Origin of the sequence: Massilia glaciei (genome assembly GCF_003011895.2) — a bacterium.
Classification (GTDB): domain Bacteria; phylum Pseudomonadota; class Gammaproteobacteria; order Burkholderiales; family Burkholderiaceae_D; genus Telluria_A; species Telluria_A glaciei.
The window spans coordinates 13,387-39,245 of the sequence record NZ_PXWF02000254.1; the positions used below are offsets into that span (position 1 = coordinate 13,387).

Genomic DNA, 25,859 nt, shown 5'->3' on the forward strand with positions numbered 1-25,859 from the left:
GCGGCGATGCGCTCGAATTCATCAACCTGGCGGTGGCGCCGGCCTGGCTCGACGCCTTCATCGCGACGCTCTCGCCCGCGCCCTCGCCCTTGCCGCCGCTGAGCGCCCACCTGCAGCTGTCCGCTGGCGAGCACGAACAATGCGCGCGCGCGCTGCGCCAGCTGCTCTCCGATGGCGGGGCCGACCCCACGCAATTGGCGGGCGCGCTGGCGCGCGGCGCTGTTTGCGCAGCGCGGCGTGGGCCAGCCGCTGCGCTACTGGCAGGAGCAGGCCGGGGTCAGTCCCGAGCACCTGGCGCGCTCGTGCCGCCGCCATTACGGCGACAGTCCCAGCGGCCTGCTGGTGCGCGCGCGGCTCGAATGGGCCTGCGACCAGCTGCGCCGGGACGATGTGCGCGTCGTCGACCTGGCCTACGACGCCGGCTTCGACAACCTCTCGTATTTCTACCGCTGCTTCCGGGGCGCCTACGGCTGCACCCCGCTCGACTGGCTGGCCCGCGAGCGCGCCGGCGCCGTGCCGTTTTAGTCCGCGAGCAGGCGCGCGCGCAGGGTGTCGCGCATCCAGCGGTTCACCAGCCAGGCGTCGGCGGCCGGGGTGTCGCCGGGGCCGGTCGCCGGCATGTACGGCGCCGGGCCGAATTCCGGCGTGATGGTCAGCCACGGCGCGCCGGATGCGCGGCGCGCGGCCGCGATGCGCCGCCATAGGCCAAGGTGGCGTTCGAGCCAGGGGGCCGCGCCGGGGCTGGCCGGGTCGGCCACCTGCGGGCCCTCGTTGAAGCCGACGCGCGCGTGGATGTGGCGCGCCGCCGCCACCGTGCGCGCCAGCGCCTCCTCCTGGTCCGACAGGTCGCTCTCGTGCACGCAGAACCAGTGCGAAAAATCGGCGGTCACGGTCAGCCCGGGAAAGGCCTCGAGGTAGCGCACCGTGTCGGGCGCGTTGTACAGCGCGCGGCCGCGGTGCAGTTCGTGGTGCGGGGCCAGGCCGTGGCTGCGGGCCAGGCCGTCGGCGTGGCGCAGGATGCGCAGGTTGGCGTCGAAGCCGAACCAGTCGCGCCCGCTGTGGCAGTTGATGAACAGCGGTGCGCAGGCGGCGGCCATCGGCACCAGCCGGTCGAGCGAGGCGATGTGTTGGTCGGCGTTGGCGCCGCTGGTGACGATCTGGCCCACCAGGAGCAGGCTGGCGGCGCGGTGCAGCTCGGCGATCTCGGTCGGCGCTTCGGACACGCCGGGCAGGTACAGCTCGGTGGCGTCGTAGCCGTCGGCGCGGCATTCCGCCAAAAAGGCGGGCAGGCTGGCATCGGGGCGTTCCCACTTGGATTTGGCGTACAGGATTTGCATGGCTCGAAGGGCACCCCATGCTAGCGGCGGCCCGGCCGCGGCGTCCTGCACGGCGTTGATGCCAAGAGTGTAGCCGGTTGATCCTGAGATGGGTGGAATTATTGCATTGTTGACAATGTATCCCCGCCCGGGGCATGATGTCCCTGCTCCACGGAAAGGTTTTCAGGCATTGGCCACATGCAATGATCTAGCGCGTCGACTATTAAGCACAGGAGGAGTAAGCATGGATATCAAGCTCAATTTCGTCAATCAATCGAACGACGAGAACAACTCGCAGGTCGTGATTTTTCAAAAGAACGTCGCGAGCGGTGTCGAAGAACCTGCCGTGGCTTGGCGGGTCATTGATTGCGGCGTCAACGATAGCCACCCATTCGTCTTTCCAATGGCGATGTCGGTGGCGGCGAGCGATGCCCACGGAAACTTTTCGCCGCAAATGCCGGCCCAGAACGGCCAGGCGTTCGACTACACGGCAGGCGCCTCGGGCAACACCCTGGCCGACGCGGGCATGAGCACAAGCGCCTCCGAAGTGCATGTCCGCAACAAGGCCGTCATCGGTGCCATCGATGCCAGTATTTTCAAGGACGGGAAGATAATGGCCGTCAAGACATCGATCGCGCCTGGCCAGCAAGCCGTGTTTCAGTTCAAGCCGACGATCTGGATCGGCGTCGCCTCGCAAATCGGGCAAGGTGAAGTGATGAATACGGCAATCCTCTCCAACGTCAACACGGAATTGTCGCTGCTCGGCATTGCACGCGCCGATATCATCATGCGCGGCGGCGGTCCTGGTAAGACGTCAAGCGCGTTCACCTTCACGCTGGCCAATGTGGTCATGGCATAAAACGCTGGTCGCGCCGCGCGCCCGCCCCGGCCGCGGACGGTGCGCGGGTGGAACCGTCTTCCCGAGGGGCATCAATTTCGAGCGGCGGCCGACGACCGCGCTTCGCTTTTGTGCGTCAGGCGCGCTCGCGCCGCATGAGGGAGATGATCTCGTCGAGCTTGCGTTCGATCCCGCGCAGGGCCTCGGTCTGGGCGTCCGACGCCGCGTCCGCGTTGGGCGGGCCGCCGCGTTGTTGCTGCTTGAGCGCGTCGCGCGCGGCCAGGATGCGGTTGCGGAATTGCTGGGCGTCGACGATGCCGGTCAGGTGCATGTCGTTGGCCTGGCCGGCGCTGCTGCCGGCGGTCTCGAATTTCAATGTGCTCAGATGGAAGTGGCGCAGGACCGGGCCCTCCACAAACGTCACGTCCTGGATGTTCTCGAGCGGGATGGTTTTTTCGACCTGTATGAAAATCCCCTTCCGGTAGCGCAGCGTCTTGTCGCTCAGATGGCATTCGAGACGCTCGTAATAGTGCCGCGCCCACCAGCGGCCCACGCCAAGGAACCAGATGATCGCCAAGGGAATGCCGATGATCGTGACGATCATCGTGAAGCCGATCTGCACGACCAGGAAGGGCTTGATCAGGGGATTGATTTTGGCTTGGAAGATTTCGTCGGACATGGTCGGCGCCTCGCTCGGTTGGTTTGGATACGCCCAGTGTAGTGGAAACATTGCCAATGTCTATCACGTCGTAAAAATGCCAAGGCATGCGCGGAAAGTGCGCCACCGCGGCGCCCAAGGGACCAAAACATGTCTTTCTTGGAATTAATCACTTAAAATGCGAACTCGCATGTCTGGGTAACAGGCAACGTCCGAAGATCGCCCATGGTGCCGACACCGCTCCCCCACGGTCGTAAATTGATCCGCCCCCCGCCACAAGCACGGGAGCCAAGCTTCACACGTACAACAAGAGGTTTAAATGGAAAGTTTTATCGACAGTCTCAACGGCATCATCTGGAGCAAGGGATTGATTTACCTGTGCCTCGGCGCCGGTTTGTTTTACTCGATCCAGACCCGCTTCGCGCAAGTGCGGCACTTCAAGGAGATGCTGCGCCTGCTGTTCAAACGCAAGGGCGCCGAATCCGGCATCTCGTCATTCCAGGCGCTGGCGGTGTCGCTGTCGGGCCGGGTCGGGGTGGGCAATATCGCCGGTGTCGCGGCCGCCATCGGTTTTGGCGGACCCGGCGCAGTGTTCTGGATGTGGGTCGTCGCCTTTCTCGGCGCGAGCACGGCGTATGCCGAGTCCACCCTGGGCCAGCTCTATAAAGTGGAGGAGGACGGCCAGTACCGCGGCGGTTCGGCCTATTTCTTCGAGAGTTGCCTCGGCTGGCGCTGGTTGGGGGTCTCGTTCGCCATCGCGGCGGTGGTTGCATGCGGCATCTTCCTGCCGGGCGTGCAGGCCAATGCGGTCGGCAACGCCGTCACCCAGATTTTCGGCGACGGCGACATGGTCGACACCTTTCTGGGCCCGGTTGGCACCTATAAACTGATCGGCCTGGGCGTCATTTTGACCCTGCTGGCGGTGATCATTTTTGGCGGAATCAAGCGCATCGCGCGATTCGCCGAATTCGTCGTCCCGTTCATGGCGCTGGGCTACATCGTCTTGGCGCTGATCGTCATCGTATTCAACATCGACAAGCTACCGGGCGTCTTCAGCCTGATTTTCTCGGATGCCTTCACGGCCCAAGCCGGTTTTGGCGCCGCCATCGGCTGGGGCGTCAAGCGGGGTGTGTATTCCAACGAGGCCGGCCAGGGCACCGGAACCCATGCGGCGGCCGCGGCCGAAACCGAACATCCGTCCCAGCAGGGGCTGGTGCAGGCGTTTTCGATCTACATCGACACCCTGCTCGTGTGCACCGCGACGGCGCTCATGATCTTGATCACCAACCAGTACAACGTGCAAGGGACGCTGCCCGCCGGCCAATTCTTGGTGCAAAACCTGCCGGCTGCGACCGAGATCGGCTCCGCGGCATTCACCCAAATGGCGTTGCAGAGCACGTTCGGCGGCTTCGGTCCGGTGTTTGTCGGCGTGGCGCTGTTCTTCTTCGCCTTCACCACCATCCTTGCCTACTACTACATCGCGGAAACCAACATCGCCTACCTGAACCGCTTTTTCAAGCGCGGCGTGCCATTGGTCTTCGTCAAACTGGTGATCATGGCGATGGTGGCCTACGGCACGGTCAACAGCGCGGGCTATATCTGGAACCTCGGCGACATCGGTGTCGGCATCATGGCGTGGATTAACATCATCGGCATCCTGATCATTTTCTTCATCGCCAAACCGACCATTCTTTGCCTGCGCGACTACGAGGCGCAGCTGAAGGCGGGCGGTCCCATCACGTTCGACCCGATCAAGCTTGGCATCAAAAATGCCACCTTCTGGGAGCGGCGCGCTGCGGCGAAGAAATAGGAACGACCTCGAAAAGCCCCAAGCGATTGGGGCTTTTTTATAAGCGACACCAAGCGACACCAACCCACCGGGGACTTCGATGCTCTACGCCGCCGCCTGCATCATCACGCTCTTGGCCCTGGCCCATTCATGGCTGGGCGAACGCCACATCCTGATCCGGCTTTTCCGGCGGGGCATTCTGCCGAAGGTGCTCGGGACCGAGGAGTTCACGAAGGGGACCTTGCGCTTCGTCTGGCATTTCACGAGCCTGATCGCGCTCGGTTTCGCCGCGCTGCTGGTCCAGATCGCGGGCGGCGTGCCGGCCCCCGCGCTGGCGCCGACCATTGGATGGACGCTCATCGTGGCGGGGATACTGCCCTTGGTTTTCACCCGCGGGCGCCATCTGTCGTGGATCTTCCTGTTTGCCGCCGGCGCGCTTTGCCTGTTCGACTGAACCGGCAGGGCGGGAATTTGTCCCCTTGAAGATCGGGACGCGTGCGCTGTTGGCCGGTTGGCTTGGGGGCGCCTACAGGCGCAGCCCGCCGTCGAGCTCGAGCGTGCGGCCGGTGAAGTAGTCGTTCTCGAAGATGAAGCGGGCCGCGTCGGCGATTTCTTCGGGCTGCGCGAAACGCTGCAGGGGAATGCGTTGCCGGAACCGGTTCTGGAGCTCGGGTTTCATGCGCGCGACCATTTGGGTGTCGCTGAAGCCCGGGGCGATCGCGGCGACCCGGATCTTGTACCTTGCCAATTCCTGGGCCCAGGTCACGGTCATGGCGCACACCCCGGCCTTGGCCGCCGCGTAGTTGCCCTGGCCGACATTGCCGGCGCGTGAGATGCTCGAGATGTTGATGAGCACGCCGCCGCGCCCCGATGCGATCATTTGCGCGGCCCCTTCGCGCGCGCACAGGAACACGCCGGTCAGGTCGACCGCCACCACCTTGTTGAAATCGGCGAGCGACATTTTTTGCATGCCGCCGTCTTGCGGCTTGAGCAGCAGCGCGTCGGCGTTGGTGCCGGCGTTGCAGATGAGCCCGTCTATGGGGCCGAAATCGGCCCCCGCCTGCGCGAACGCGCGCACCACGGCGTCCTCGTCGGCGACGTCGGCGGCGTAGGTGCGCACCTGCGCCTTGGCATCGCGGCACAGTTGCGCGGTTTCGCGCACATGCTCCTCGCTCAGGTCCAGCAGCGCCAGTCTGGCCCCCTGCCGGGCCAACATCAGGGCCATGCTCCGGCCAAGACCCTGGGCGGCCCCGGTGATGACGATCGTTTTGTCCGTGATGTCCATGGATGCTCCCGTATGGCTTGTTGGACCGCCCGGGCCGGTCTGCCCGGAGGGCGGCGGCCGGATTTTGCGGCATGCCGGGGGCGCCCCGCATGCATCCCGCGCGCACCGCGCATGCGCAGTCAGAACACTAGCATTCGGCGCGGCGATGCACGGCGGGGGCGCAAGCCGTTGCGCGGTTCGGTCAAATCCTGGCGCATTGGCCCCGCGCGCTTGGGTGCGCGGCTTGACAAAGCCGGGCACCCAGGCGCACCCGGGCGTTGCCCGGTGCCGGCACAAGGAAGCCCCGGTCCGTTGCGCGAGCGCACCGTCAATGCCGCCGGACCGTGCCGAAGCCGCAGTAAAACCCACAGCGGCCCGGAATTGACGCAGAATACGCGTTCTCCATTCATTCAAGAACATTCAATGGCATCCGTACAAGAGCGCTGGCATGGCGCCAGACTGGACACATCATCGGCGCTGGTGCGTTTCACGCTGGCGCTGGTGCTGTTCGCGCTCAGCCTGGGCATCCGCTTCGCGCTGATCGGTGTGCTGCCGCCGACCGGCTTCCCGTTCCTCACCTTTTTTCCCGCCGTGATGCTGGCCGCCTTCGTGGCGGGGCTGTGGCCGGGCGTGCTGGTGGCCACGCTGAGCATTCTGGCGGCTTGGCGTTTTTTCATCGCGCCGTCCGCGGACGGCGGGTTGGCCAGCGGCGACGTGATCGCCCTGGTGTTTTTCTCCGGGGTATTGCTGGTCGACTGCGTGATCATCCACCTGATGACCACGGCGCTGGGCCGGGCCCGCTCGACCAGCGAACAGCTGCTCCACAGCGAGGCCCAGTTCCGCGCGCTGGCGGGCAAGTTGCAGCAAGCCGATCTGAGGAAGGATGAATTCCTTGCCATGCTGGCGCACGAGCTGCGCAATCCGCTCGCGCCCATCGCGGCGGCGGCCGAGTTGCTGGGCATGGGTGCCATGGACGAGCAGAAGGTCCAGCGGACCAGCCTGATCATCGGGCGCCAGGTCAGGCACCTGACCGGCCTGATCGACGACCTGCTCGACGTCTCGCGCGTCACGCGCGGCCTCGTCAGGCTCGAGCGGCAGCCGCTCGACGCCAAGCGGGTGGTGGCCGAGGCGGTCGAGCAAATCCAGCCCCTGTTGGACCGGCGCCGGCAGCGCCTCTCGCTGCACATCGAGCCCGAGTCCGCTTTTGTGCTGGGCGACCAGAAGCGGCTGGTCCAGGTGGTCGCCAACCTGCTCAACAACGCGGCCAAGTTCACGCCCGAAGGCGGCGCCATCGAGCTCGCGCTCGGCCTCGAGGACGGCCAGGTCAGGCTGGCGCTGACCGACAACGGGATCGGCATGGCGCCCGATTTCGTGGAGCAGGCGTTTGAACTGTTTGCCCAGGGAGAACGCGCGTCGGACCGTTCGCAAGGCGGCCTCGGGATCGGGCTGGCGCTGGTGCGCAGCCTGGTCGAACTGCATGGCGGGCGTGCGCGGGCGGGCAGCGACGGGCTGGGCAAGGGCAGCCGTTTCGAGGTCTGGCTGCCGCGCCTGGCCGGGGACGCGGGCGCGGCGGGCGGCGCGGGCGCGCCGTCGCAGCTGGCGCCGGCGGACGCGGGCCTGCGGGTCCTGATCGTCGACGACAATGTCGACGCCGCCGACATGCTGGGCATGTTCGTCGAGTCGCTGGGCCACCGGGTATGGATCGACACCAGCGCCGACGCGGCGCGCGTGACGGCCATGGAGCGGCATCCCCAGGTGTGCCTGCTCGATATCGGCCTGCCTGGAATGGACGGCAACGAGTTGGCGCGGCGCCTGCGGGCGCACCCCGGCACGGCCGGTGCGGTGCTCGTGGCCATCACCGGCTACGGGCAGGAGCAGGATCGGATCAGCAGCATGCAAGCCGGCTTCGACCATCACTTCGTCAAGCCGGTCGACACCGCGCGGCTCAAGGACTTGCTGGGCGCGATCGCCAGCGCGAACGCGGGCGCGAACGCCGGTTTGGAGCAGGTCGGCAAGTAAAGGCGAGGGCAGGCACGGGGCGGGGCGGAGGTGGTGCCGCCGGATGGGCCGCACCGGCCTCGTTCCCGCGCCCGCCACCGGGCCGGCGTGGCGCATCAAGCGCCAACTGCCGCGTCGTTCCGGCGCGCACGGCATGACGCATCACTTCGCTTCGACCCCGGCGGGATTGCGGCAGCCAGTTCCCGCGCCCTTGACATGGTCGGCCAGGAATTTTTCGACGAGGTCGAAGTGCTTGAGCGGCTCGGCGTGCGCGCCCTCGATCGCCTCGTGCTGGCTGTGGTGGGCGAAGTTGCCCGCGTTCATGCGTTGCATCATCGCGGCCGACATTTCCATCGACGGCCAGAATTCATCCTTGCTGGCGGACATGAACAATACCGGGCCCGCGATATTTTCCACCTTGATGGCCGCGTCGCGCATCGCTTGCGTGTTTTCCATCATCTTTTCGAAGGCCCCGCGCAGATCGCCCTTGATCAGGGCGCCGCTGGCGCTCCATGGGACCGGGACGAAGGCCAGTTCCGTGCCTTCGTGGCTGAACGACGAGGTATTCATTTGCGCGGTCAGGGCCGGAAACACCGCGCTGCCCGGCACCAGCGCCACCACCGCGCGGTAGGCGTCGTACCGGCTCGCCAGCGCCAGCGCAAGTTCGGCGCCCTTGGAGCCGCCCATGATGACGATGCACCGGCCATCGACGCGCCCGTCTTGCGCGGCCGCCAACACGGCCCGGTGCACGCCTTCAAGCGCGATCCGGTCCAGTTGCGCCGGACTTTCGGCGGTGCCGAAGTAGCCGATCGCCAGAAAGGCATAGCCCTGCGCGAGGAATTTGTCGCGCTGCGGTTTCCAGTATTGGCCGGCCCATGGGTTGCCGCCCTCGGAGCCGCCCAGGCCGACGATCAGGGGTTGCTTGCCCTGCCCGCCGGCGAACAACGCGCTGCTGACCTGGCCATGGCGCTCCGGCAAGCCATCGGGCTTCTTGTTCAGATACAAATAGCCCGCCCCTGCCATGAGCACGAGCGCGCCGATGGCGGTCAGAAGCACCCACTTCAGTATTTTCATCGTTCCTTCCTCCCCATGCGTTTGTCGAGTTGCGGTTTTTCGCAAGCTTTACCCATCAGGATCTCCTTGTCAAACAGTTCATATGGGCTCCCAGCCAGATGCTCCGCCCCGGTGCCAGGCTCAGCCCCGTGCGAACGTTGCCGTCATGCTGGTAGCTCGAGAGGCAAATGAGGGGCGCAATTTATGGGCCGTTCAGGCGGATTCGCAGCCGATTTCCTTTGAGCCCGACGGGCTCCTAGGAGCCTGTCGGGCTTAGGGAGTCGAAGCGAAAAAAGTGCTGGGCGAGGACAGATTTTGACGATTTCGAAGTGCCAATAGCGAGCTATTGGCCGAGAAAGCGGCGAAATATGGACCGCCCAGCGCTTTTTGCAGCCGACGATCCTAAGCCCGACAGGCTCCTAGGCCACGGAATACACGCATTCAAAGCGTTCAAAGACGATTGGCATGTCTGGCCGGGGCTGATAGCCGCTGCCCTCGAGTTCGCGGTGATAGTACGCCCAATGGGCGTCGTACCACCACGCCAGCGAGCCGTCTCCCTCGCCTTCGGCACGCGCGTGTTCCTCGCTGATACCGTGAAGTGGCAAGACTTCAACGTCGGTGATGCGGATAATGCATTGGGCTTTGCCGGCCCAGTCGGTAACGACATGCAAGTCACCGATGCGCGGGAGCGCCTCCCCTCGGCTCTGCAAGGACCACAAGGATGGCGCGGTGGCGCGTTTGCGCCCGCTTACAACAAGGCGGGCGCACGCGTCGGCGTCTTGACGATTGTCGCAGAAGTGCCAATGCGAAATAGCTCGCTCGCGGTCAGCCGGGAGCACGCCGAGCGCCATAAACTCCCGCCACATGGTTTCTACTGATAAATGCACACCTGTGTCCTTTCGATGAGCGGCCCGATGAAGACCCAAGGTGAAGGCATCGGTCGGCAATTGCCCGCGCTGCTGCCGGTTGTGGAGCTCGACGATCCTTCTTGATTGGTTGTAAAGCTGATAAGCTTGAAGTCTGACCGATCACTATTACGGGTTGTCCATGAAACGACTGGTGTTACTGCTTTGCTTTCCGCTGACTGCCATGGCCGCGCCGGCTAACACTGCCAAGCTGGCGCACTCTCTTGACACCATTATTGCTGCCCGCTTCAAGCCGGCGTCACCCGGCGTCGCCGCCTTAATTGTAAGGGACGGCCATCCCATCCTGCGCAAGGCATATGGCCTGGCCAATGTCGAGCTGAACGTTCCGCTCCAGCCCGAACATGTATTCCGCATCGGATCGACCACCAAGCTGTTTACGGCGACAGCCGTCATGCTGCTGGTCGACGAAGGCAAGTTAGACCTCGGCGCCCCCGTCACCCGCTATCTTGACGCGGCGCCGCGGCACTGGGAGAAGGTAACCATAGAGCACCTGTTGACCCACACCAGCGGAATCCCCAACCTCTCCATGGACTCGGGCTATTGGCGCACGACGGCACGGCTTGACCATACGCTTGAGGAATTGATCTCACCGGTGCACGCCCGCCCATTCGACTTCGAGCCTGGGACCAAATTCGCCTATAACAACACAGGTTTCAATTTGCTCGGGATGGTGATCGAAAAGGTCTCCGGCACCGATTACTTTGCGTTTGTGGAGCAGCGCATTGTCAAGCCGCTGGGGCTCAAGCACACGCGGGAGAGCAATGATAAGCAGTTGATTCCCGGCTTGGTGACCGGCTACCGCGAGGGGCCCACACCCGCGTGGCCGCTCGCCAACAGCAACCTGCACGCGGCCGGCGGTTTGGTGAGCACGGTGGACGATCTGGCCGCCTTCATGTTGTCCCTGCAGAGTGGAAAAATCGTGTCGCCGGCGAGCGTAAAACGCATGAACACCAGCCATGTGTTGCCAAATGGCGCGGCGACCGGCTACGGCCTGGGAACATGGGTGCGAAAAGTCAACGGAAAGCACTTGGTCGGACATGGCGGCTACATTTTCAATTTCTACAGCCAGCTTGAAATGGATGTCGATTCCGGCATAGTCGCGGTAACCCTGCATAACGGCGACAAGTTCGGCGGCGACAACGAGGAGTTGAGCAGGCAGCTGATCTCGGCGGTGCAAGGATCAATCGTCGGCATTTAGTAGGGCAAAGAGGCGGCGCCCGCGCCGCCCATGCGGGACCGGCCCACCACCGCGGGCAGGACGGGGGCGAAATGATTGACGTGTTGACATTTCGTGCCGGCCCCGGGATGATGTGCCCGCTCCACGGGAATGTTTTCAGGCTTTGGCCGCGTGTCATGATCCGTTTTTCTCGTGGCGGTTTTTTCCCACCCGGCGCGCAGCGCGGGACTGAAAGGCGGCCATCCCCATGCAAGATCAACAAATCGTCATCGTCGGCGGCGGCGTCTCCGGCCTGTACTGCGCGGTGCGCCTGGCCGAGGCCGGCCACCCGGTGCTGATCCTCGAATCGTCGTCCGACCGCTGGGGCGGACGCATCGAGACCGAGGACATGGACGGCTTCATCGCCGAGTACGGCCCGATGCGCTTCGAGCCCACGCTGCAGCCGCGCTTCGCCCGGCTGTGCGCCGAACTGGGCGTGCGGCTGGTCGACTTTTCGGGGCCGTCGGCCGACGCCATCGTCGCCCCGGACCACGACCTGCCGCCCGAGGAGCAGGGCCTCAATTCGCTGCAGCTGCTCAAGCGCGGCATCATGCTCATCATGGGGCGCGACCCGTCCGACCAGGGCTGGATCGACGGCCTGACCGAGGCGGACTACCAGCGCCTGCGCAAGCACGCGCAGATGCATGGCCAACCGCTGTGGGCGACCGGGTTCTGGAACGCCATGTCGGCGCACGGCGTGCTGAGCCACCGCGCGCTCGTCAAGCTGCGCGACACCGGCACCTTCTACCACATGATCCCGGAGAACCTCAACGCCATCGAATGGATCATCTGGTGGCTGCGCGCCTTGAAGACCGTGGGCCAGAAACTGGCCAGCATCGAGGGCGGCTCGGCCAAGCTGACCGACGGGCTGATGGCGAAGATCCACAGCCTGCCGAACATCACGGTCGCCGGCGGCCACACCCTGCTGGGCTTTCGGCCGACGGGGCTGGGCCAGTCGTCGATGGAGCTCGAGGTGCGCACCAAGAACGGCAGCATCACGCTGCGGGCGGCGCGCCTCATCCTCGCGATGCCGCGCCTGCCGCTGCTCAAGCTCGCGCCGCATCTGCCCGAACACATCGCGGGCCATCTGGACGCCGTCAACGGCTTCCCGATGCTGAAGATTTTCTTCGTCAGCAATGCGCCGTGGTGGGACTACGACCAGCCGCCGCAGCAGTACGCGAACTGCCTGCCCACGCGCGAGGTGCATTATTTCCGGCGCGCCCAGGACGGCGACCACGACGGCCACGGCATGGTGCTGCTGTACATGGACCGGCCGTCCACCGAATTCTGGCGCCACTACCTGAGCGACCCGGAGCGCCACGACCGCGCCGAGGTGGACCAGGACGCGCGCATCGTCGACGCCTTCGCCGTGTTCGTCGCGCGCGACGTCAAGCGCCTGCTCGAGACGAACGACCAGCACCTGAAGCTGAACGCGCATTCGAAGGCGGTGTTCCGCGCGCAGACGCTCGACGAGGCGACCGCCTACATCCGCAATTCGATCATCACCTACGGCATCCGCGACTGGGCGCGCGCGCCCTACGGCGCGGCCAACCACGGCTGGCAGCCGGGCGTGCGCTCCTGGAAGGTGATGGAGGCGTTCCGGGCCTTCGACTTTGGCAGTGGCGCCAAGAACGTGCACATCGTCGGCGAGGCTTACTCGGACTACCAGGGCTTCGTCGAGGGCGCGCTCAACAGCGCCGAGCTGGCGCTGGCGACCATCGCGCGGCCGTGCGCGCCGACGGGCGAGGTGTGACGCGCCGCGCGCCATCGCGCCACCATCGGCTTGCCTGCGTCATGGCGGCCGATGGTGGTTGCCGGAATTCGCGAAGCCGGCTTGAACGCTTGCCCTTCCATCCATCCACCTCGTCGATCGTCCGCATTTGCTGCTGAACATACTATTCATAGTCATTGGCCTCGTCATACTCGTGGCAGGTGCGGAGGGGCTGGTGCGCGGCGCCGCTTCCATCGCCGCCAGGTTGAAGATTTCGCCGCTTGTGATCGGGCTTACCGTCGTCTCGTTCGGCACGTCCGCGCCGGAGCTCACGGTCAACCTGGTCGCGGCATCGAATGGATCACCCGACCTTGCGGTCGGCAACGTCATCGGAAGCAATATCGGCAACATACTGCTCATACTGGGTGTGTGCGCCATGATCGTGCCTTTGGAGGTCAAGTCCTCGACCGTGTGGAAAGAGATACCGCTGGCGCTGCTTGGCGTCGTGCTGGTGCTTATCATGGGCAATGACGAGTTCTTTGACGGTGTCGGCTTCAACGCGCTCACCCGGACCGATGGCATGGCCCTGCTCGCGTTGATGATTATCTTTATGTACTACGTCTTTGGTCTTGCCAAAGGCGACCGTGCCAAAGAAGAGATCAGCAATGTGGGTGAGGAGGTGAAGACGTTTTCGCTGCCGGTGTCGTCCATTCTGACGGTGGCAGGGCTTGCCGGTCTGGTCTTCGGCGGCCAGCTCCTCGTGTCGGGGGCGACCGCCATCGCGAAAGCCGCCGGTCTGTCGGAGGCGCTCATCGGGCTCACGGTAGTGGCCATCGGCACCTCGCTGCCCGAGCTGGCAACATCGGTGGTGGCGGCGCTGAAAAAACAAGCGGACATCGCGATTGGTAACATCGTCGGATCGAACATCTTCAATGTCTTCTTCGTCCTCGGGACCACAAGCACGATCACCGCCCTGCCGATTACCCTGGCGTTGAGCATTGATATCTTGGTGTCCATCGGCGCTTCTTTATTGCTCCTGCTATTCATGTTCACAGGAAAGCAACATCGTCTGGTCCGCTGGGAGGGTGCGCTTTTCTTGGGGCTGTATGTCGTCTACCTGATCTATCTGATAGACAGGGGCTGATTGAACCGCGGCAGCTGCTTTCATTTCAAGAAAGAGCGCGAGCCGGGCGGCTCGCGCTGCATCCTCTTACGGCATGACGATCTGGCTAATGCCGGCCTGGTCGGTCTTGATCAGGTAGCTGACGACGCTCTGGTTGTCTGGCTTGTCCGGATCCGCGATGTACTGGCTCAGAATGCCATGCTCGCCCCACGCCGTCAGGAAATCGAAGAACAGCCTGTTGGTCAATGGCGCGTTTGGCAGGGTGATCGCGCCATAGGTGATGCGCGCCGCACCGGTCGCCGCGTCGTGGCTGCGCACCGTGCTGCCTTCCAGCACCATCACAGCGTCGCAGTCCCTGAACGAATATTCGATGCTGTACAGCGGCTTTAGAATGCAGCCGGCCAGCCGGGCGCCCGGCAAGGTTTGCATGGCGCTGCCATCGCTGTTCATCGATACCACGGAATCGTTCGTTTCGTACCACAGCCGCTCGCCGCCGCGTTGCAGCGAGTACGCAAAGCTGCCCTGCGGCGCCGTGTAGATTGGTTGCGGGGTGCCGCCGGAAAGCGGCACCGAGTGCGCCGTCCCCAGCGCGCCGTGCAATACGACACGGGTCGGTGTCACCATGTTCGCACTGGTGTGGCCGCTCACGGTAGCGACCGCATTGACCGCCTTGGTCCCCGTCACGAAACGCACGATGCGCGTGGACGCGCCGTCCCCGCTCCATAGCGCGATGACGATATCTTGCTGATTCGCATACGTGACGCCGCCCAGCGACTCTTCGCCGGTCAAGGTGGCAACCGTGGTCAGTGTGGCCGGCGCCGCAACGCCGAGGTCGACCGCGTAGATTTTTTTGCCCGATTCAAAAATCCAGTGATTGTTCAGGGGCGTGTTGTCGTCGTCGAAATCGAGGTCGGCGGCCGGCAGCGTGAACATCGTGACCGGGTTGCTGAAGTTGGCATTGACGCGCTGCAGCAGCTGGCCGTTGCGCACGAGCCATCCGCTCAAGACGCCGGTCGATGAGTGGACGGTGGCGAGCGGCTGCGCGACTTCGAGCGGCGCCGTGAGCGCGCCCATGTCGGCGCGCACCGCGTAGTAACGGTCGTCGCTGGTGCCGCACCGGGCGTCGACGCCGCTTTTCCGATACACATGCCAGGTAAGGTTGGCGTCGGTGACGTCGCCGCCTTCCCAAGCGAAGCCCCCGTCGCCGTCGCAGATGCCGGCCGAGGTCAGCGACGACACGCGCACTTCGGCGGGCAAGCCATTGGCGCCGATCAGGTCGCGCCGGATCAGTTGCTGGTTCTTCCAGAACAACATGCCGCGGACATGGACGTGGCTGGCGAGGCCATTGCTGATCTGCCCCTGGAGCAGGACGCCGGCAGTCTCTCCCGACCCCGCCGGCCAGAAAGGCACGGCGGCACCGCCGGCGGCGGGTATCGCGCCGAACCCGATATCCCCGTTGACGCCCACGCCGGTCAAAAACGCAAGATGCAGGCCGGGAACCGAGGACCCCTGCACCACCGTCAGCGTTGCATCGCCGCTGAGCACATTGCCCTTGGCGTTGCTGACGCGCACAGCGAACCTGGCGCCGTTGTCGGCCAGCGTGGCGGCGGGCGTCTGGTAGGTGGCGCCGGTGGCGCCGGCGATTGCGGCGCCGTTGCGCAGCCACTGATAGGTGAAGGGCGCGGTGCCCGAGGCGACAACGCCAAAGGTGCCGCTCTGGCCGACGCCAACCGTGGTGCTCGACGGTTGCGCGGCGATGCCCGGCGCGACGGCTTGCGCGGTCACGCTCAGCACGGCATTGCGGCTGACCACCGTGCCTGCGCCATTCTTGACGCGCACGCTGAACAGCGCGCCATTGTCGGCGGCACTGACCGGGCCGAGCGTCAGTGTGGGGCCTTGCGCACTGGCGATTTCGACGCCATCGCGCAGCCATTGGTAAGTGAGTGAATCGCCCAGCGCCTGCACCGCAAAGCCCGGTGCGGCCCCGGCCAGCACGCCGACGTCCTGCGGCTGCGCGGCGATGGCCGGCGCGAATGTCGGTGTTGCCACGGTGACCGTGACGGTGACGCTGGTGACGCTGCCATGCGCATTGCTGACCACCACATGGTAGGTGCCGGCGGCGCTTGCACTGCCGTAGATGACCATGAAGCGCGAGCCGCTGTTGATCAACTCGCCATTGCGGTACCACTTGTATTGATCGGCGTTGTTGGCCGTGACGCTGAGCGTGTTCATCGCGCCGGGCGCAAGGGTCAGGCTCGATGGCTGCACGACGATGACGGGCGGCTTTTTGCCCACTACCAGGCAGACGGGCAGGGTCATGTCGGTCAGCCCGGTGGCGACGATGACGCTGTCGCGCTCGTCGCCGCTGGAGGCGCCGACCTGCACTTGGCTGCTGCGGCGCGCCGCCACCCTGAACTTGCCGTCTGCCGAAGTCGACACGGCATCCGTGCCGATGTAGTCGATGCCTTCGGTGGCGACGGAGGCGTGGACCGGCTGGCCGGCGGCGTTGACGACGCAGCCGTTGATGTAAATGGTGTCGTAAGGCTGGTCCGCGTTCCATGTGGAAAAGTGCGACACCTGGCCCTCGTAATACTGCCGCGGCGCGTCGCCCGCCAGCGCGGCCGTGCCTTCGCGCACCCACAGACCGGTCGTTTCGTTGAAGTAGTACAGGGGGATCGACAAGGGCGCACTGAGCGTGCCTTCCGGAACGGGAATGCGGATCGTGGCGGTCTTGCCCGGCGCCAGGTTCAGCAGGGCGCCCGAGGCGTCGCGCAGTTCGATCTGCAAGGCGCCGAAACTTTCAATCGGCGTGGACTCGCCCGCCGCGCGATAATTGCCGGGCATGTTGAGGAGATTGAGCGCCGGATCGATCGGCGTCATCTCGACCGACACCGTGCCGGTGAATGGCGCGCTGGTGGCGTGGGTGATGAAGCCGGCGGCGGGCAGTTGCACTTGCGCGGCCGAGCCGGCCAACACCACGGTGCCGCCCGCCGCGGCGCTGATGTCCTGCCGCACTGCCACTTTGGCCAGGCGGCGGTCCGCTGTGCTGGTCTTGTCCTTGATTACTTCGACGGTCGCGAAGTTGGCCGCGTAGCTCGGCTTGGAGAACCGGGCGACGACGGCAATGCCGAGCGGCACGCCGGGCAGGCTGTACTTGCCATCGGCGGCGCTGCTGGCCTTGAGGGTGCCGATACTGACTTCAACGCCCGCGATGGGCTCGCCGCTCTGGGCGTCGGCGACGCGGCCGGCCACAGTGCCGGTGCTGACCTGGACGGGCGGGTCGACATGGTCGTCCTTGCTGCTGCCGCACCCGCTCACGGCGAACACGATGGCGCTTGCGAGCAGCAAGGCGCGCAAGGGTATCTTAAGTTTGGGCATGAATTGCCTTTCAATTTCACGTTTAGGGAGGCGGTTTGATTGTTTAACCAAACAGAAACAAGATCTTAATAACAATATTATTATTTGAGCCATGAAAAATCGCAAGAATGTCGTTGGAATCTCGAGCGGATGCGTGGCGCGGGGTTTGACGGATGATCGGTGCAGACGTAACTGGGTGAGGGCATCGTGGCGGCGGCGTTGACTCCCTACGAGCGCAGCCTGCAAATAGATGAAGAATTCGGGATCTTTTCCGGAACATTGCGGCAATATAGGGAAGGGCCGATTTCCGGTCCTCCATTCTTCGAGGTAAGTTAATGAGGGTGCATCCACTCGTTTTTCTCGCCGCCATGCTGGCCTTGCCCGCGCAGGCCGCCGCGCAGGCCGCCGCGCAGGCCGCCGCGCAGGCCGCCGCGCCGGACGCCGAGCGACAGGCGCGGCACGTGCTCAATCGCATCGCCTACGGGCCGGCGCCGGGCGACGTGGCGCGGGTGCGGCAGATGGGCGTGAAGCGCTATATCGACGGCCAGCTCGAACCGGCAGCGCTGGCCTATCCGGCGGCGCTCGCCGAGCGGCTGGCCGCGCTTGAGCTGCCCAACATGAGCGCCGGCGCCGCCATGGCCCAGTTTGCCGAGCTGCGGCGCGAGGTGCGCAGCGAGGAGCCCGGGGCAAAGCAGCGCCGCGCCGAAGGCTACCGGAAGATGGCGCTCGAGGCCCAGGAGGCGCGCCTGCTGCGCGCCATCTACAGCCCGCGCCAGCTCGAGGAGGTCATGGTCGACTTCTGGTATAACCATTTCAATGTCTTCGCCGGCAAGGGCAGCGCGCGCGCGATGGTGGCCAGCTACGAGCGCGACGCGATCCGCCCGCATGTGTTCGGGTCCTTCCGCGCGCTGCTGGGCGCGAGCGCGAAGCACCCCGCGATGCTGGTCTACCTCGACAACCAGCTGTCGCGGGCCGGCAAGCTCAATGAGAACTACGCGCGCGAACTGATGGAGCTGCACACGCTGGGCGTGGACGGCGGCTACACCCAGAAGGACGTGACCGAGCTGGCGCGCATGCTGACCGGCTGGTCGTTCGCGCAGCGCGCGCTGATGCGCAAGGACGAGGGTTTCCGCTTCGACGCGCGCAGCCACGACCAGGGGCCCAAGACGTGGCTGGGCAGCGCGGTGGCGCAGCGCGGCCAGGCAGAAGGCGAGTTCGCGCTCGACGTGCTGGCGCGCCTTCCCTCCACCGCGCGCCACATCAGCCACAAGCTGGCCCAGTATTTTGTGCACGACGCGCCGCTGGCGGCGCTGGTGGGGCGCATGGCGCGCACCTTCCAGAGCAGCGACGGCGACATCCGCGCGGTGCTGCGCACGCTGTTGGCGAGCGAGGAATTCATGGCGCCGGCCAGCATCGGCGCCAAGTTCAAGACGCCTTACCAGTACGTGGTGTCGGCCGCCCGCGCGGGCGGCGCGCCGCCGGGCAATGTGCGCCCGCTGGTGCAGTCGCTCAAGCAACTGGGCATGCCGCTGTATGGCTGCGCCACGCCGAACGGCTACAAAAACGCCGAGGCCGCCTGGCTCAATCCGGGCGCGCTAACGCGCCGCGTGGTGTTTGCCACCGCGGCCGGCGCCAGGCTCGACGCCGCGCTACTCGACGCCGACCTTGGCGCGGCGATATCGCCGCGCACGCGCGCCTTGGTGGCCGCCAATCCACAACCGCTGCGCGCCGCGATGCTGCTCGGCAGTCCCGACTTCATGCAGCGCTAAGGACACCATATGAAACGCAGAGACTTCCTCATGGGCGCGAGCCTGTTGCTGCCGGTCGGGGCCAACGCCTGGGCGGCCACCGGCGCCGCGCCCACGCGCCAGAAACTGGTCGTCATCATGCTGCGCGGCGCGGTCGACGGCATGAACGTGGTGGCGCCGGTGGGCGACGCCAACTACGCCAGGCTGCGCCCGACGATCGGCCTGGCGGCGCCCGGCCAGGAGGGCGGGGCGCTGGACCTGGACGGCTACTTTGGCCTGCATCCGGCGCTCGCCCCCTTGCTGCCGCTTTGGCAGCAGAAAAAGCTCGCCTTCGTGCACGCGAGCGGCTCGCCCGACGCCACCCGTTCGCACTTCGACGCGCAGGACTACATGGAGTCGGCCACGCCGGGCCGCAAAAACACGCCGGACGGCTGGATGAACCGGCTGGTCGGCTTGCTGCCGGGCGCCGCCACGCCGAGCCGCGCGCTCTCGATCGGCCCGCTGATGCCGCGCATATTGTCGGGCCCGGCGGCGGCGGTCAACCTGCCCAACGGGGCGGCGGGCACGCGCGCCGACGTCCTCGACCGGCCGGCGATGGGCTCGGCGTTCGACCAGATGTAGGCCGGCCACGCGCGCTACGGACGCGCCTGGCAGGACGGCCGCGACGCGCACCGCGACGTGATGCAGTCGGCCATGAGCAGCAAAATGCAGGCGGCCGACAATGGCGCGCCGCTGCCGAACGGTTTTCCGGCCGACGCGGCCAGGCTGGCGACGATGATGCGCAACAATCCGAAGATCCAGCTGGCCTTCGTCGCGCTCGGTGGTTGGGACACGCATGCGCGCCAGGGGGCGGCGAGCGGCCAGCTGGCGGGCCGGCTGGCGCCGCTCGGGCTGGGGCTGGCCACGCTTGCCGAACGCCTGGGACCGATGTTCGACGACACGACCGTGGTGGTGATGTCGGAATTTGGCCGCACCGCGCGCGAAAACGGCAACGGCGGCACCGACCACGGACACGGCAACGCGATGTGGCTGCTGGGCGGAAAAATTGCGGGCGGCAAGGTGCTGGGCGACTGGAAGGGCGTGGGCGACGCCGACTTGAACGAGGGACGCGACCTGCCGGTGACGACCGACTTCCGTACGGTGCTGGCGCAGGTGGCCGAACGCCACTTGCGCCTGCCCGACCGCCAACTGGCGCAGTTGTTTCCCGACATGCCGCGCGGGGCGGGGGCGTTGCAGCTGTATCGTGGCTAGGAGCCTGTCGGACTTAGGGAGTCGAAGCGAAAAAAGTGCTGGACGAGGACAGATTTTGACGATTTCGCAGTGCCAATAGCGAGCTATTGGCCGAGAAAGCGGCGAAATATGGACCGTCCAGCACTTTTTGCAGCCGACGATCCTAAGTCCGACAGGCTCCTAGGAGCCCAGGTGGCATCGGGTGTGCGGAGCCCGGCGCCTGACGCGACAGAATTCCAGGTCGCCAATTATTTCCGCGCTTGGTTGAGCGCCTATTTCATCGAAGCCTCGCCAATCGACAAGAACTCGTCATTCTTGTGGACGGTCAAGATTCGCGCGTCGGCCATGAGTGGTTGCGCCGATTGCGGCCAGCGCGCGCCGAGCAAGCGCGCACTTGGGATCCACGCGTAGTTGACGCTGTTGCTTTGATTGCCACCAAGTATGAGAAATGAATCTCCATCCTGGCCTGCGTAAAACCCGACGTGACCCTCCCAACTGTTGCGCGCCCTGCGCCAAAAAACCATGATCGCACCCTCCCGCGGGGTGATCGGAATCCCGGCTTTAAGCCAAGCCCTGGCGGTAAGTATGTTGCTTGGCAAAGGTTCTTCTGGTAGCGACGAGGCGATGCAGTGGCCGACGAAGAGACCGCACCACGGAACATCATCGCCTTTGTAAGCGACATCCAAACCCTTGGACCAATCCAGAATTTTCGGATTATTACCTTTGCCCGGAACTTCACGCGTGTTCATCAACCTTTTCGCTTCCATCAACCACGGTACGAAAGGCGCGTTGAGTTTGACGTCTGATTTTGAGAATGGTGCAAGTTTCTTAAGCGTGCCTTCATCGAGAATGCCATTCGATTCAAGCTTCTGACTTTTTTGAAAACCTTTTAGCGCCGAAATGCTGCGGCGTCCCCAAATCCCGTCTATCTCACCAGGCGAAAATCCCGCTGCAAGCAGGCCTTCCTGGACTTTTTTGATCGCTTTGTTTTCCATCCCAGCTCCTGTAGTCACCGGCTTACTTGGTTTCGGACCGGGTTCAGCCAATTGTGCGCTTTTCAGCGACAGTTGCGCCAGGTGGGGCGAAGCGGCGAATGTCGCTGTTCTCCTTCGCCCCCTAGCGGTGGAACTCGACGCTAAAACGCACCGGGCCGATGACCTCGACATGGTGCGGCACCTGCGGCTCGACAATGCCAAAAATGCCCGGCGAGAGCAAGTGCTGCTCCGCCTCTGGTTCCTCGATCGTGTAGCGCAGGCTGCCCTCGTGGACGACAATACGGCCCCACACATTGTCGGCGGTGGTGTGGGTGCGCTGCAAGGCTTGGGGGACCGTGTCTTGGTTGAATTCGGACGAGGTCTTGTAGTGGGCCACGGTGGCGGGCAATGTCTTCATTTTTTTCCTTCAGGCCGCGTCGGCGCGGCCAAAATAACCATATTGCAAACTGGCGGCGATGCGACGCGCCACCACGAGGAATGCGTCCGCCACGCTGGCATCGAACAGGTGCCGCACCTGGTTCTCGAACAAGCCCAGCCAGCGCCGGAAATGATCCGGTTCGATACCCTGCAACTGCATGTGCTTTCCGTACACATTGCCCTTGAATTCGCCGCTGCCGAGCATGACCGAACACCAGAAGTCGACCATGCGCTCGAGGTGGGGAGTCCAGTTGTCTCCGATGGCGTTGTCGAAAATAGGCTGCAGCACAGGGTCGTGCCGGATATCGTCATAAAAAGTCGTGACCAGGGTAGAGATGGCGGCGCGGTTCAGTTCGAGGTGCATTTTCGTATCCTGTTGGGTTGGGCTAGCGTCAATCCGGTGCCCCAGCAATAGCGTTGAATATAAAATGTATTATATTTGAATCTTTAAGGTGGCGACCAAACCGGCCGCGCGGCGCAGGTGGTGCCTGGCGCGCGAACTGGACAACGTGACCGGTTTCGATGGGCTGCTTATTCGACCACGCGCTTTAGAGACGGAACCACTGCCCGAACGCGGTGGTTTCGTCAGGCTGCCAGCGCTTATCCCTGCCATAGATGGGACGCCAAGTCGACGGCGCCCAGGGTACTGCCGGAAAGGCCCGTTTTGACTTCTACTTGGACTCCCTCATCAGACAGCTTTTCAGCCTGGTTTGGAATATAGGTGAGTAGCTTGCCTTGGGCGTTAACAATCCGATGTAGCGGAATGTCGTACCCGACACTGCGCTTGATGAACCCTGGAATGGCCCGCACGAAACTATCTGCTACGCCGATAGCGATGGTTACGTCCAGGTAGCGAACGACCTTCCCCGCTGGAATCGTAGGTACGAAATCCAAGAATTTTTGATGGGCCGATTTGGGAAGTGCCGCATATCGACCCGGGTGGAGGCTGATAGTGTCTCCTACCAGAATGATCCCGCCTGTCTCAATTGATCCTAGGATCCCGCGGCGGTTGATCATCGAGCCTAAATCGCGGGCGACCGGAAAAATTCTCTTACAGGGCTCGCAGAACATGGTCAATTTGATCTCGACGCCGCTGTTCGTGATCAGGGCGGTGCCTGGCCGAAAAATTTCACGAGAACTGGAAGAGATGACCAGGTTCTCGCGCAGGGCACCCGCGGCGATCTCCAATTCGTCGAGTTCTGATTGAAGGGTAATTAGGATTTGTCTTGGACTGAGCCGGTTTGCGTGGACGTCGCCCCTTATGCCAAACCCGGCGATGCATTCGAGCGGGTCGCCATGTCCTAACTCAATTGTTGCCTTTCCATGCCGCTCCTTACGAAAAAGATTCTCGACACGTCCAGAGGGGGGAGGGTAACTATCTTCTTTGCGACTCAGTTAATTTTTGTAAGATCGAAAAAGGGCGATGCGGCGAATGCTTCCGCTATGGATTCAAGCGCGCGATCTGCCGGATCACACCAGGCCACCATGCATTTCCGTACCGCAAACCGATACGAACGATCACCATGTCCTCGGCTGGCGCCACATAGATAAACTGGCCGTGATGACCTTCCGCGTAGAAGTCGTGGCCTGGCTTGACGCCAAGTTCCGATCCCGAATCCACGACAGGCGCACGCCGCCATTGCCATGCGTAATAAGCCGCCGCACGGGTGTTCGGTGCTTCAACATTCCAACGGCTGCCGGGGGTGTCGCCAGGATGCTCACGCACTTGCGTACTTTGTCTGACCCAATCGGCTGGCACGATCTGGCGGCCGTTGATCCTTCCATCATTCAAGTACAGCTGGCCAAAGCGCGCAAAGTCGAGGACGCGCGCGTTGATGCAGCAGAACGCCTTGGGCTGGCTGCTCTCCAAGCTGTCGATGCTCCAGCTCGCATCGTAGGCAGCGCCCATCGGTTGCCAAATCTGTTCTTGCAAATACCGTGGAAGCGGAGTGCCCGTCGCGCGCTGGATGATTGCGCCCAAGAGTTGGGTGTCGCCGCTGCTGTAATGGTACCGCTCATCGGGCGCGCGTTCGATGGTTAATCCATTCAACTTGGTCGCCAAGTCCGCTGTCAGATAGAATTTGGAAGCGTCCGCCCAAGGCGAACCGTAGCCTTCAACGAACAGAATGCCGCTGCGCATTTCCAAGAGGTTGCGTATTGTGATGCGCGTGAAACGTTGATCCTTGTTCGCCAATTCCGGCAAATAGCGCGTGATCGGGTCATCGACACTTCCGATCTGGCCGTCGCGGATTGCAATGCCGACCAAGGCCGATACAACGGACTTGGCGACGGAGAAGGAGGTGACCATGCTATCGCGACGGTAGCCATTGTAGTAGCGCTCCAGCAGGATTTTTCCATGCTTAACGACCACAATCGCCACCGTCCCGTTGCGCTCCATTGCCGCGTCGAATGGCTCGCCCCGAAAATCAGGAAGTCGCATCGGCTCGCCTTCCGTCGCTGGAAGCGGTGACGCGACCTGCGCGCGCGCGATCGACGCATTCTGAAAGTGTCGGTAATCTGTGATGGCCGACTGCCGCTGCAGCATCATCCATGCCGGCAGGTCGGCGCAAGCGGACAACAACACAGCAGCGCTCAACATCAGGAAGATGCACGGGCGAAGCGACGGCAATTTATTGAATGGCATTTTGTTTTTGGGTGCTTTTACGATCAGATCAGTCGAGGGGACTTAGTGTGGGCTAAATCGGATCTGGGGCAGGCGGGGAGAGCATAAACGAAATTTGAAAATTTGGTCTGGATAGTGGGGAAGTAAGGGTTAGTCCGGACCGAACTTGGCCTACGTTCGCACTCAAGCGCCTCTTGTGCGGCGAAGCCCGCCGTCGCATCACAATCAAAGCTGCAGCGCCAGTCACCGCACGGTCGTGAGCTGCAACTGGACTGAGGGCGGTAGCATTTGAGGCGCGCAACCCGCTTCTTGATTGCATAGTATGCTACACGCTGGCGTTTGGGCATCTCACCAAAAAGTGTAAGGTTGGCGTTCCCTGCACGACTGACCGGGACCAGTCCGACTGCTTGTATTTGCAAGTGTCGCCAACTTGTCTTTCCTATATAGAGGTCAGCAATATGCATCGTCGTCATTTTCTCATCGGTGGTTCTGGCTTGTTCGCAAGCGCACTACTTCCTGTATTTGCCAGCGCAAGCCCGAGCGCCAAGGCGCAGTGGAAAGCGCTCCTGCCTGCGGCGAGCTATCGGGTCTTGTTCGAGGAAGACACCGAGCCGTCCGGTTCCAGCCCCCTAAACGCGGAAAAACGTGCGGGCACATATATCTGCGCCGCTTGCTACCAGCCGCTCTTTGACAGCAGCACCAAGTTTGAAAGCGGGACCGGCTGGCCGAGTTTCTACGACCATCTTCCCAAAGCACTCGGCGTAAAGACAGATTACAAGCTGGTCTGGCCGCGCAAGGAGTACCACTGTTCTCGTTGCGGCGGACACCAGGGCCATGTGTTTGATGATGGGCCGAAACCAACCGGGCTGCGCTACTGCAACAACGGAGTGGCCTTGCGTTTTGTGCCAAAGGGTGAAAAATTACCGGAGTTACGAGTATGAAGATAGCGACAACAATCTCCGCATGGCTTTGTGGCCTTGCCATGCTCGGCATGGGGGCGACGGCGCACGCGAGCACAAAAAGCGGCGACGCGCCCGCGGCTGCAAGCGCGCCGCTGGCAACCGCCATTTTTGCGAGCGGCTGCTTCTGGTGCACCGAAAGCGATTTCGAAAAACTGAAGGGCGTGGTCAAGGCAGAATCGGGCTACACCTCCGGCCGCGTTCCAAATCCCACTTATGAACAGGTCAGCGCTGGCGGGACTGGCCACACGGAGGCGGTGCGGGTGGTTTACGATCCGTCCAAGGTGAGTTACTCGCAATTGTTGGCGTATTTCTGGCGCAATGTGGATCCGACCGTCAAGGACCAGCAGTTTTGCGATGTGGGCGACCAGTACCGCAGCGGTATTTATTATCTCAATGAGGAGCAGCGCAAGGCCGCGCAGGCGAGCTTGGCGGCACTTCAAAAGTCCGGGCGCTTCAAACAAATTTACACTGAGATCGTTCCTGCCAGCCCATTCTATGTGGCGGAAGATTACCATCAGGACTATGCCAAGAAGAATCCGATCCGCTATCGCTATTACCGGAGTGGCTGCGGTCGGGATGCGAGGCTGAAGCAGTTGTGGGGCTAGCCTGCCGGGTGTTACGTCCGCCAATATTTG

Annotated in this window: 24 protein-coding genes; 13 read left to right on the forward strand and 11 right to left on the reverse strand. The window is 63.6% G+C overall.

The window, feature by feature from the left end; genetic code table 11:
• The first annotated feature begins 171 nt into the window (after positions 1-171).
• Complete coding sequence (locus C7C56_RS17670; protein WP_106758685.1) at positions 172-525, forward strand: helix-turn-helix domain-containing protein; 354 nt, start codon at positions 172-174, stop codon at positions 523-525.
• Here the strand turns inward: C7C56_RS17670 and C7C56_RS17675 are convergent.
• Positions 522-1,337: a sugar phosphate isomerase/epimerase family protein gene (locus C7C56_RS17675; protein WP_106758686.1), complete on the reverse strand. Its 816-nt coding sequence runs from the start codon at positions 1,335-1,337 to the stop codon at positions 522-524. The two genes, C7C56_RS17670 and C7C56_RS17675, sit on opposite strands and share 4 nt — an antisense overlap.
• Before the next feature lie 223 nt (positions 1,338-1,560).
• Between C7C56_RS17675 and C7C56_RS17680 the strand changes: the two genes are divergently transcribed.
• The gene (locus C7C56_RS17680; protein WP_106758687.1) at positions 1,561-2,175 is read left to right on the forward strand and encodes a hypothetical protein; all 615 of its coding nucleotides are present in this window, start codon (positions 1,561-1,563) and stop codon (positions 2,173-2,175) included.
• A 115-nt stretch (positions 2,176-2,290) separates the two neighbouring features.
• Here C7C56_RS17680 and C7C56_RS17685 read toward each other — a convergent pair whose 3' ends face one another.
• Entirely contained in the window at positions 2,291-2,833 is a 543-nt protein-coding gene (locus C7C56_RS17685; protein ID WP_181373225.1) for a PH domain-containing protein, read from the reverse strand.
• Between the two features lie 298 nt (positions 2,834-3,131).
• Between C7C56_RS17685 and C7C56_RS17690 the strand changes: the two genes are divergently transcribed.
• Complete coding sequence (locus C7C56_RS17690) at positions 3,132-4,622, forward strand: alanine/glycine:cation symporter family protein (RefSeq protein WP_106758689.1); 1,491 nt, start codon at positions 3,132-3,134, stop codon at positions 4,620-4,622.
• A gap of 79 nt (positions 4,623-4,701) precedes the next feature.
• Positions 4,702-5,055: a hypothetical protein gene (locus tag C7C56_RS17695; RefSeq protein WP_106758690.1), complete on the forward strand. Its 354-nt coding sequence runs from the start codon at positions 4,702-4,704 to the stop codon at positions 5,053-5,055.
• A gap of 72 nt (positions 5,056-5,127) precedes the next feature.
• On the opposite strand, the gene C7C56_RS17700 is transcribed toward C7C56_RS17695, so the two are convergent.
• The gene (locus tag C7C56_RS17700; RefSeq protein WP_106758691.1) at positions 5,128-5,886 is read right to left on the reverse strand and encodes an SDR family oxidoreductase; all 759 of its coding nucleotides are present in this window, start codon (positions 5,884-5,886) and stop codon (positions 5,128-5,130) included.
• A gap of 402 nt (positions 5,887-6,288) precedes the next feature.
• Here C7C56_RS17700 and C7C56_RS17705 point away from each other — a divergent pair, with 402 nt between their 5' ends.
• Positions 6,289-7,884 (forward strand): ATP-binding response regulator, encoded by a 1,596-nt coding sequence (locus C7C56_RS17705; protein WP_181373226.1) that lies wholly within the window; start codon positions 6,289-6,291, stop codon positions 7,882-7,884.
• A gap of 141 nt (positions 7,885-8,025) precedes the next feature.
• On the opposite strand, the gene C7C56_RS17710 is transcribed toward C7C56_RS17705, so the two are convergent.
• Positions 8,026-8,937, reverse strand: a complete 912-nt coding sequence (locus C7C56_RS17710) for an alpha/beta hydrolase family protein (protein WP_106758693.1) — start codon at positions 8,935-8,937, stop codon at positions 8,026-8,028.
• 398 nt (positions 8,938-9,335) lie between these two features.
• Entirely contained in the window at positions 9,336-9,803 is a 468-nt protein-coding gene (locus C7C56_RS17715) for an ASCH domain-containing protein (RefSeq protein WP_146204532.1), read from the reverse strand.
• A gap of 160 nt (positions 9,804-9,963) precedes the next feature.
• On the opposite strand from C7C56_RS17715, the gene C7C56_RS17720 reads away from it, so the two are divergent.
• The 3 genes from C7C56_RS17720 (at position 9,964) to C7C56_RS17730 (ending at position 13,913) form a co-directional block, all read left to right on the forward strand.
• On the forward strand, positions 9,964-11,040 hold the full coding sequence (locus C7C56_RS17720) for a serine hydrolase domain-containing protein (protein ID WP_106758695.1): 1,077 nt from the start codon (positions 9,964-9,966) through the stop codon (positions 11,038-11,040).
• A gap of 226 nt (positions 11,041-11,266) precedes the next feature.
• The gene (locus C7C56_RS17725) at positions 11,267-12,811 is read left to right on the forward strand and encodes a flavin monoamine oxidase family protein (protein ID WP_106758696.1); all 1,545 of its coding nucleotides are present in this window, start codon (positions 11,267-11,269) and stop codon (positions 12,809-12,811) included.
• Positions 12,812-12,938: 127 nt separating this feature from the next.
• Entirely contained in the window at positions 12,939-13,913 is a 975-nt protein-coding gene (locus tag C7C56_RS17730; RefSeq protein ID WP_219933182.1) for a calcium/sodium antiporter, read from the forward strand.
• Between the two features lie 66 nt (positions 13,914-13,979).
• On the opposite strand, the gene C7C56_RS17735 is transcribed toward C7C56_RS17730, so the two are convergent.
• Positions 13,980-17,270, reverse strand: a complete 3,291-nt coding sequence (locus tag C7C56_RS17735) for a carboxypeptidase regulatory-like domain-containing protein (RefSeq protein ID WP_181373227.1) — start codon at positions 17,268-17,270, stop codon at positions 13,980-13,982.
• Positions 17,271-17,584: 314 nt separating this feature from the next.
• Between C7C56_RS17735 and C7C56_RS17740 the strand changes: the two genes are divergently transcribed.
• The 3 genes from C7C56_RS17740 to C7C56_RS30515 all read left to right on the forward strand — a co-directional run bounded on the left by C7C56_RS17740 (position 17,585) and on the right by C7C56_RS30515 (position 20,248).
• Positions 17,585-19,018, forward strand: coding sequence for a DUF1800 domain-containing protein (locus C7C56_RS17740; protein WP_106758698.1), 1,434 nt, complete (start codon positions 17,585-17,587; stop codon positions 19,016-19,018).
• Positions 19,019-19,027: 9 nt separating this feature from the next.
• Positions 19,028-19,618, forward strand: a complete 591-nt coding sequence (locus C7C56_RS30510) for a DUF1501 domain-containing protein (protein WP_307719061.1) — start codon at positions 19,028-19,030, stop codon at positions 19,616-19,618.
• A 72-nt stretch (positions 19,619-19,690) separates the two neighbouring features.
• Complete coding sequence (locus tag C7C56_RS30515) at positions 19,691-20,248, forward strand: DUF1501 domain-containing protein (protein WP_307719062.1); 558 nt, start codon at positions 19,691-19,693, stop codon at positions 20,246-20,248.
• Positions 20,249-20,499: 251 nt separating this feature from the next.
• On the opposite strand, the gene C7C56_RS17750 is transcribed toward C7C56_RS30515, so the two are convergent.
• The 5 genes from C7C56_RS17750 to C7C56_RS17770 all read right to left on the reverse strand — a co-directional run bounded on the left by C7C56_RS17750 (position 20,500) and on the right by C7C56_RS17770 (position 24,283).
• Positions 20,500-21,222 carry an NlpC/P60 family protein gene (locus C7C56_RS17750; RefSeq protein ID WP_106758699.1) on the reverse strand — a complete coding sequence of 241 codons (723 nt, stop codon included), beginning with the start codon at positions 21,220-21,222 and terminating at the stop codon, positions 20,500-20,502.
• A 121-nt stretch (positions 21,223-21,343) separates the two neighbouring features.
• Positions 21,344-21,619: a TehB family protein gene (locus tag C7C56_RS17755; protein ID WP_106758700.1), complete on the reverse strand. Its 276-nt coding sequence runs from the start codon at positions 21,617-21,619 to the stop codon at positions 21,344-21,346.
• A 9-nt stretch (positions 21,620-21,628) separates the two neighbouring features.
• A complete protein-coding gene (locus C7C56_RS17760) occupies positions 21,629-22,003 on the reverse strand; it encodes a group III truncated hemoglobin (protein WP_106758701.1) in 375 nt (124 codons plus the stop codon).
• 236 nt (positions 22,004-22,239) lie between these two features.
• On the reverse strand, positions 22,240-23,034 hold the full coding sequence (locus tag C7C56_RS17765; protein WP_441295175.1) for an MGMT family protein: 795 nt from the start codon (positions 23,032-23,034) through the stop codon (positions 22,240-22,242).
• A 46-nt stretch (positions 23,035-23,080) separates the two neighbouring features.
• Positions 23,081-24,283, reverse strand: coding sequence for a serine hydrolase domain-containing protein (locus C7C56_RS17770; protein WP_106758703.1), 1,203 nt, complete (start codon positions 24,281-24,283; stop codon positions 23,081-23,083).
• A gap of 437 nt (positions 24,284-24,720) precedes the next feature.
• Here C7C56_RS17770 and msrB point away from each other — a divergent pair, with 437 nt between their 5' ends.
• Together msrB and msrA are read left to right on the forward strand one after the other, a co-directional pair.
• On the forward strand, positions 24,721-25,203 hold the full coding sequence (msrB, locus tag C7C56_RS17775) for a peptide-methionine (R)-S-oxide reductase MsrB (RefSeq protein WP_106758704.1): 483 nt from the start codon (positions 24,721-24,723) through the stop codon (positions 25,201-25,203).
• Positions 25,200-25,829: a peptide-methionine (S)-S-oxide reductase MsrA gene (gene msrA, locus C7C56_RS17780; RefSeq protein WP_106758705.1), complete on the forward strand. Its 630-nt coding sequence runs from the start codon at positions 25,200-25,202 to the stop codon at positions 25,827-25,829. The genes msrB and msrA overlap by 4 nt, the downstream gene beginning before the upstream one ends.
• Positions 25,830-25,859: the final 30 nt, after the last annotated feature.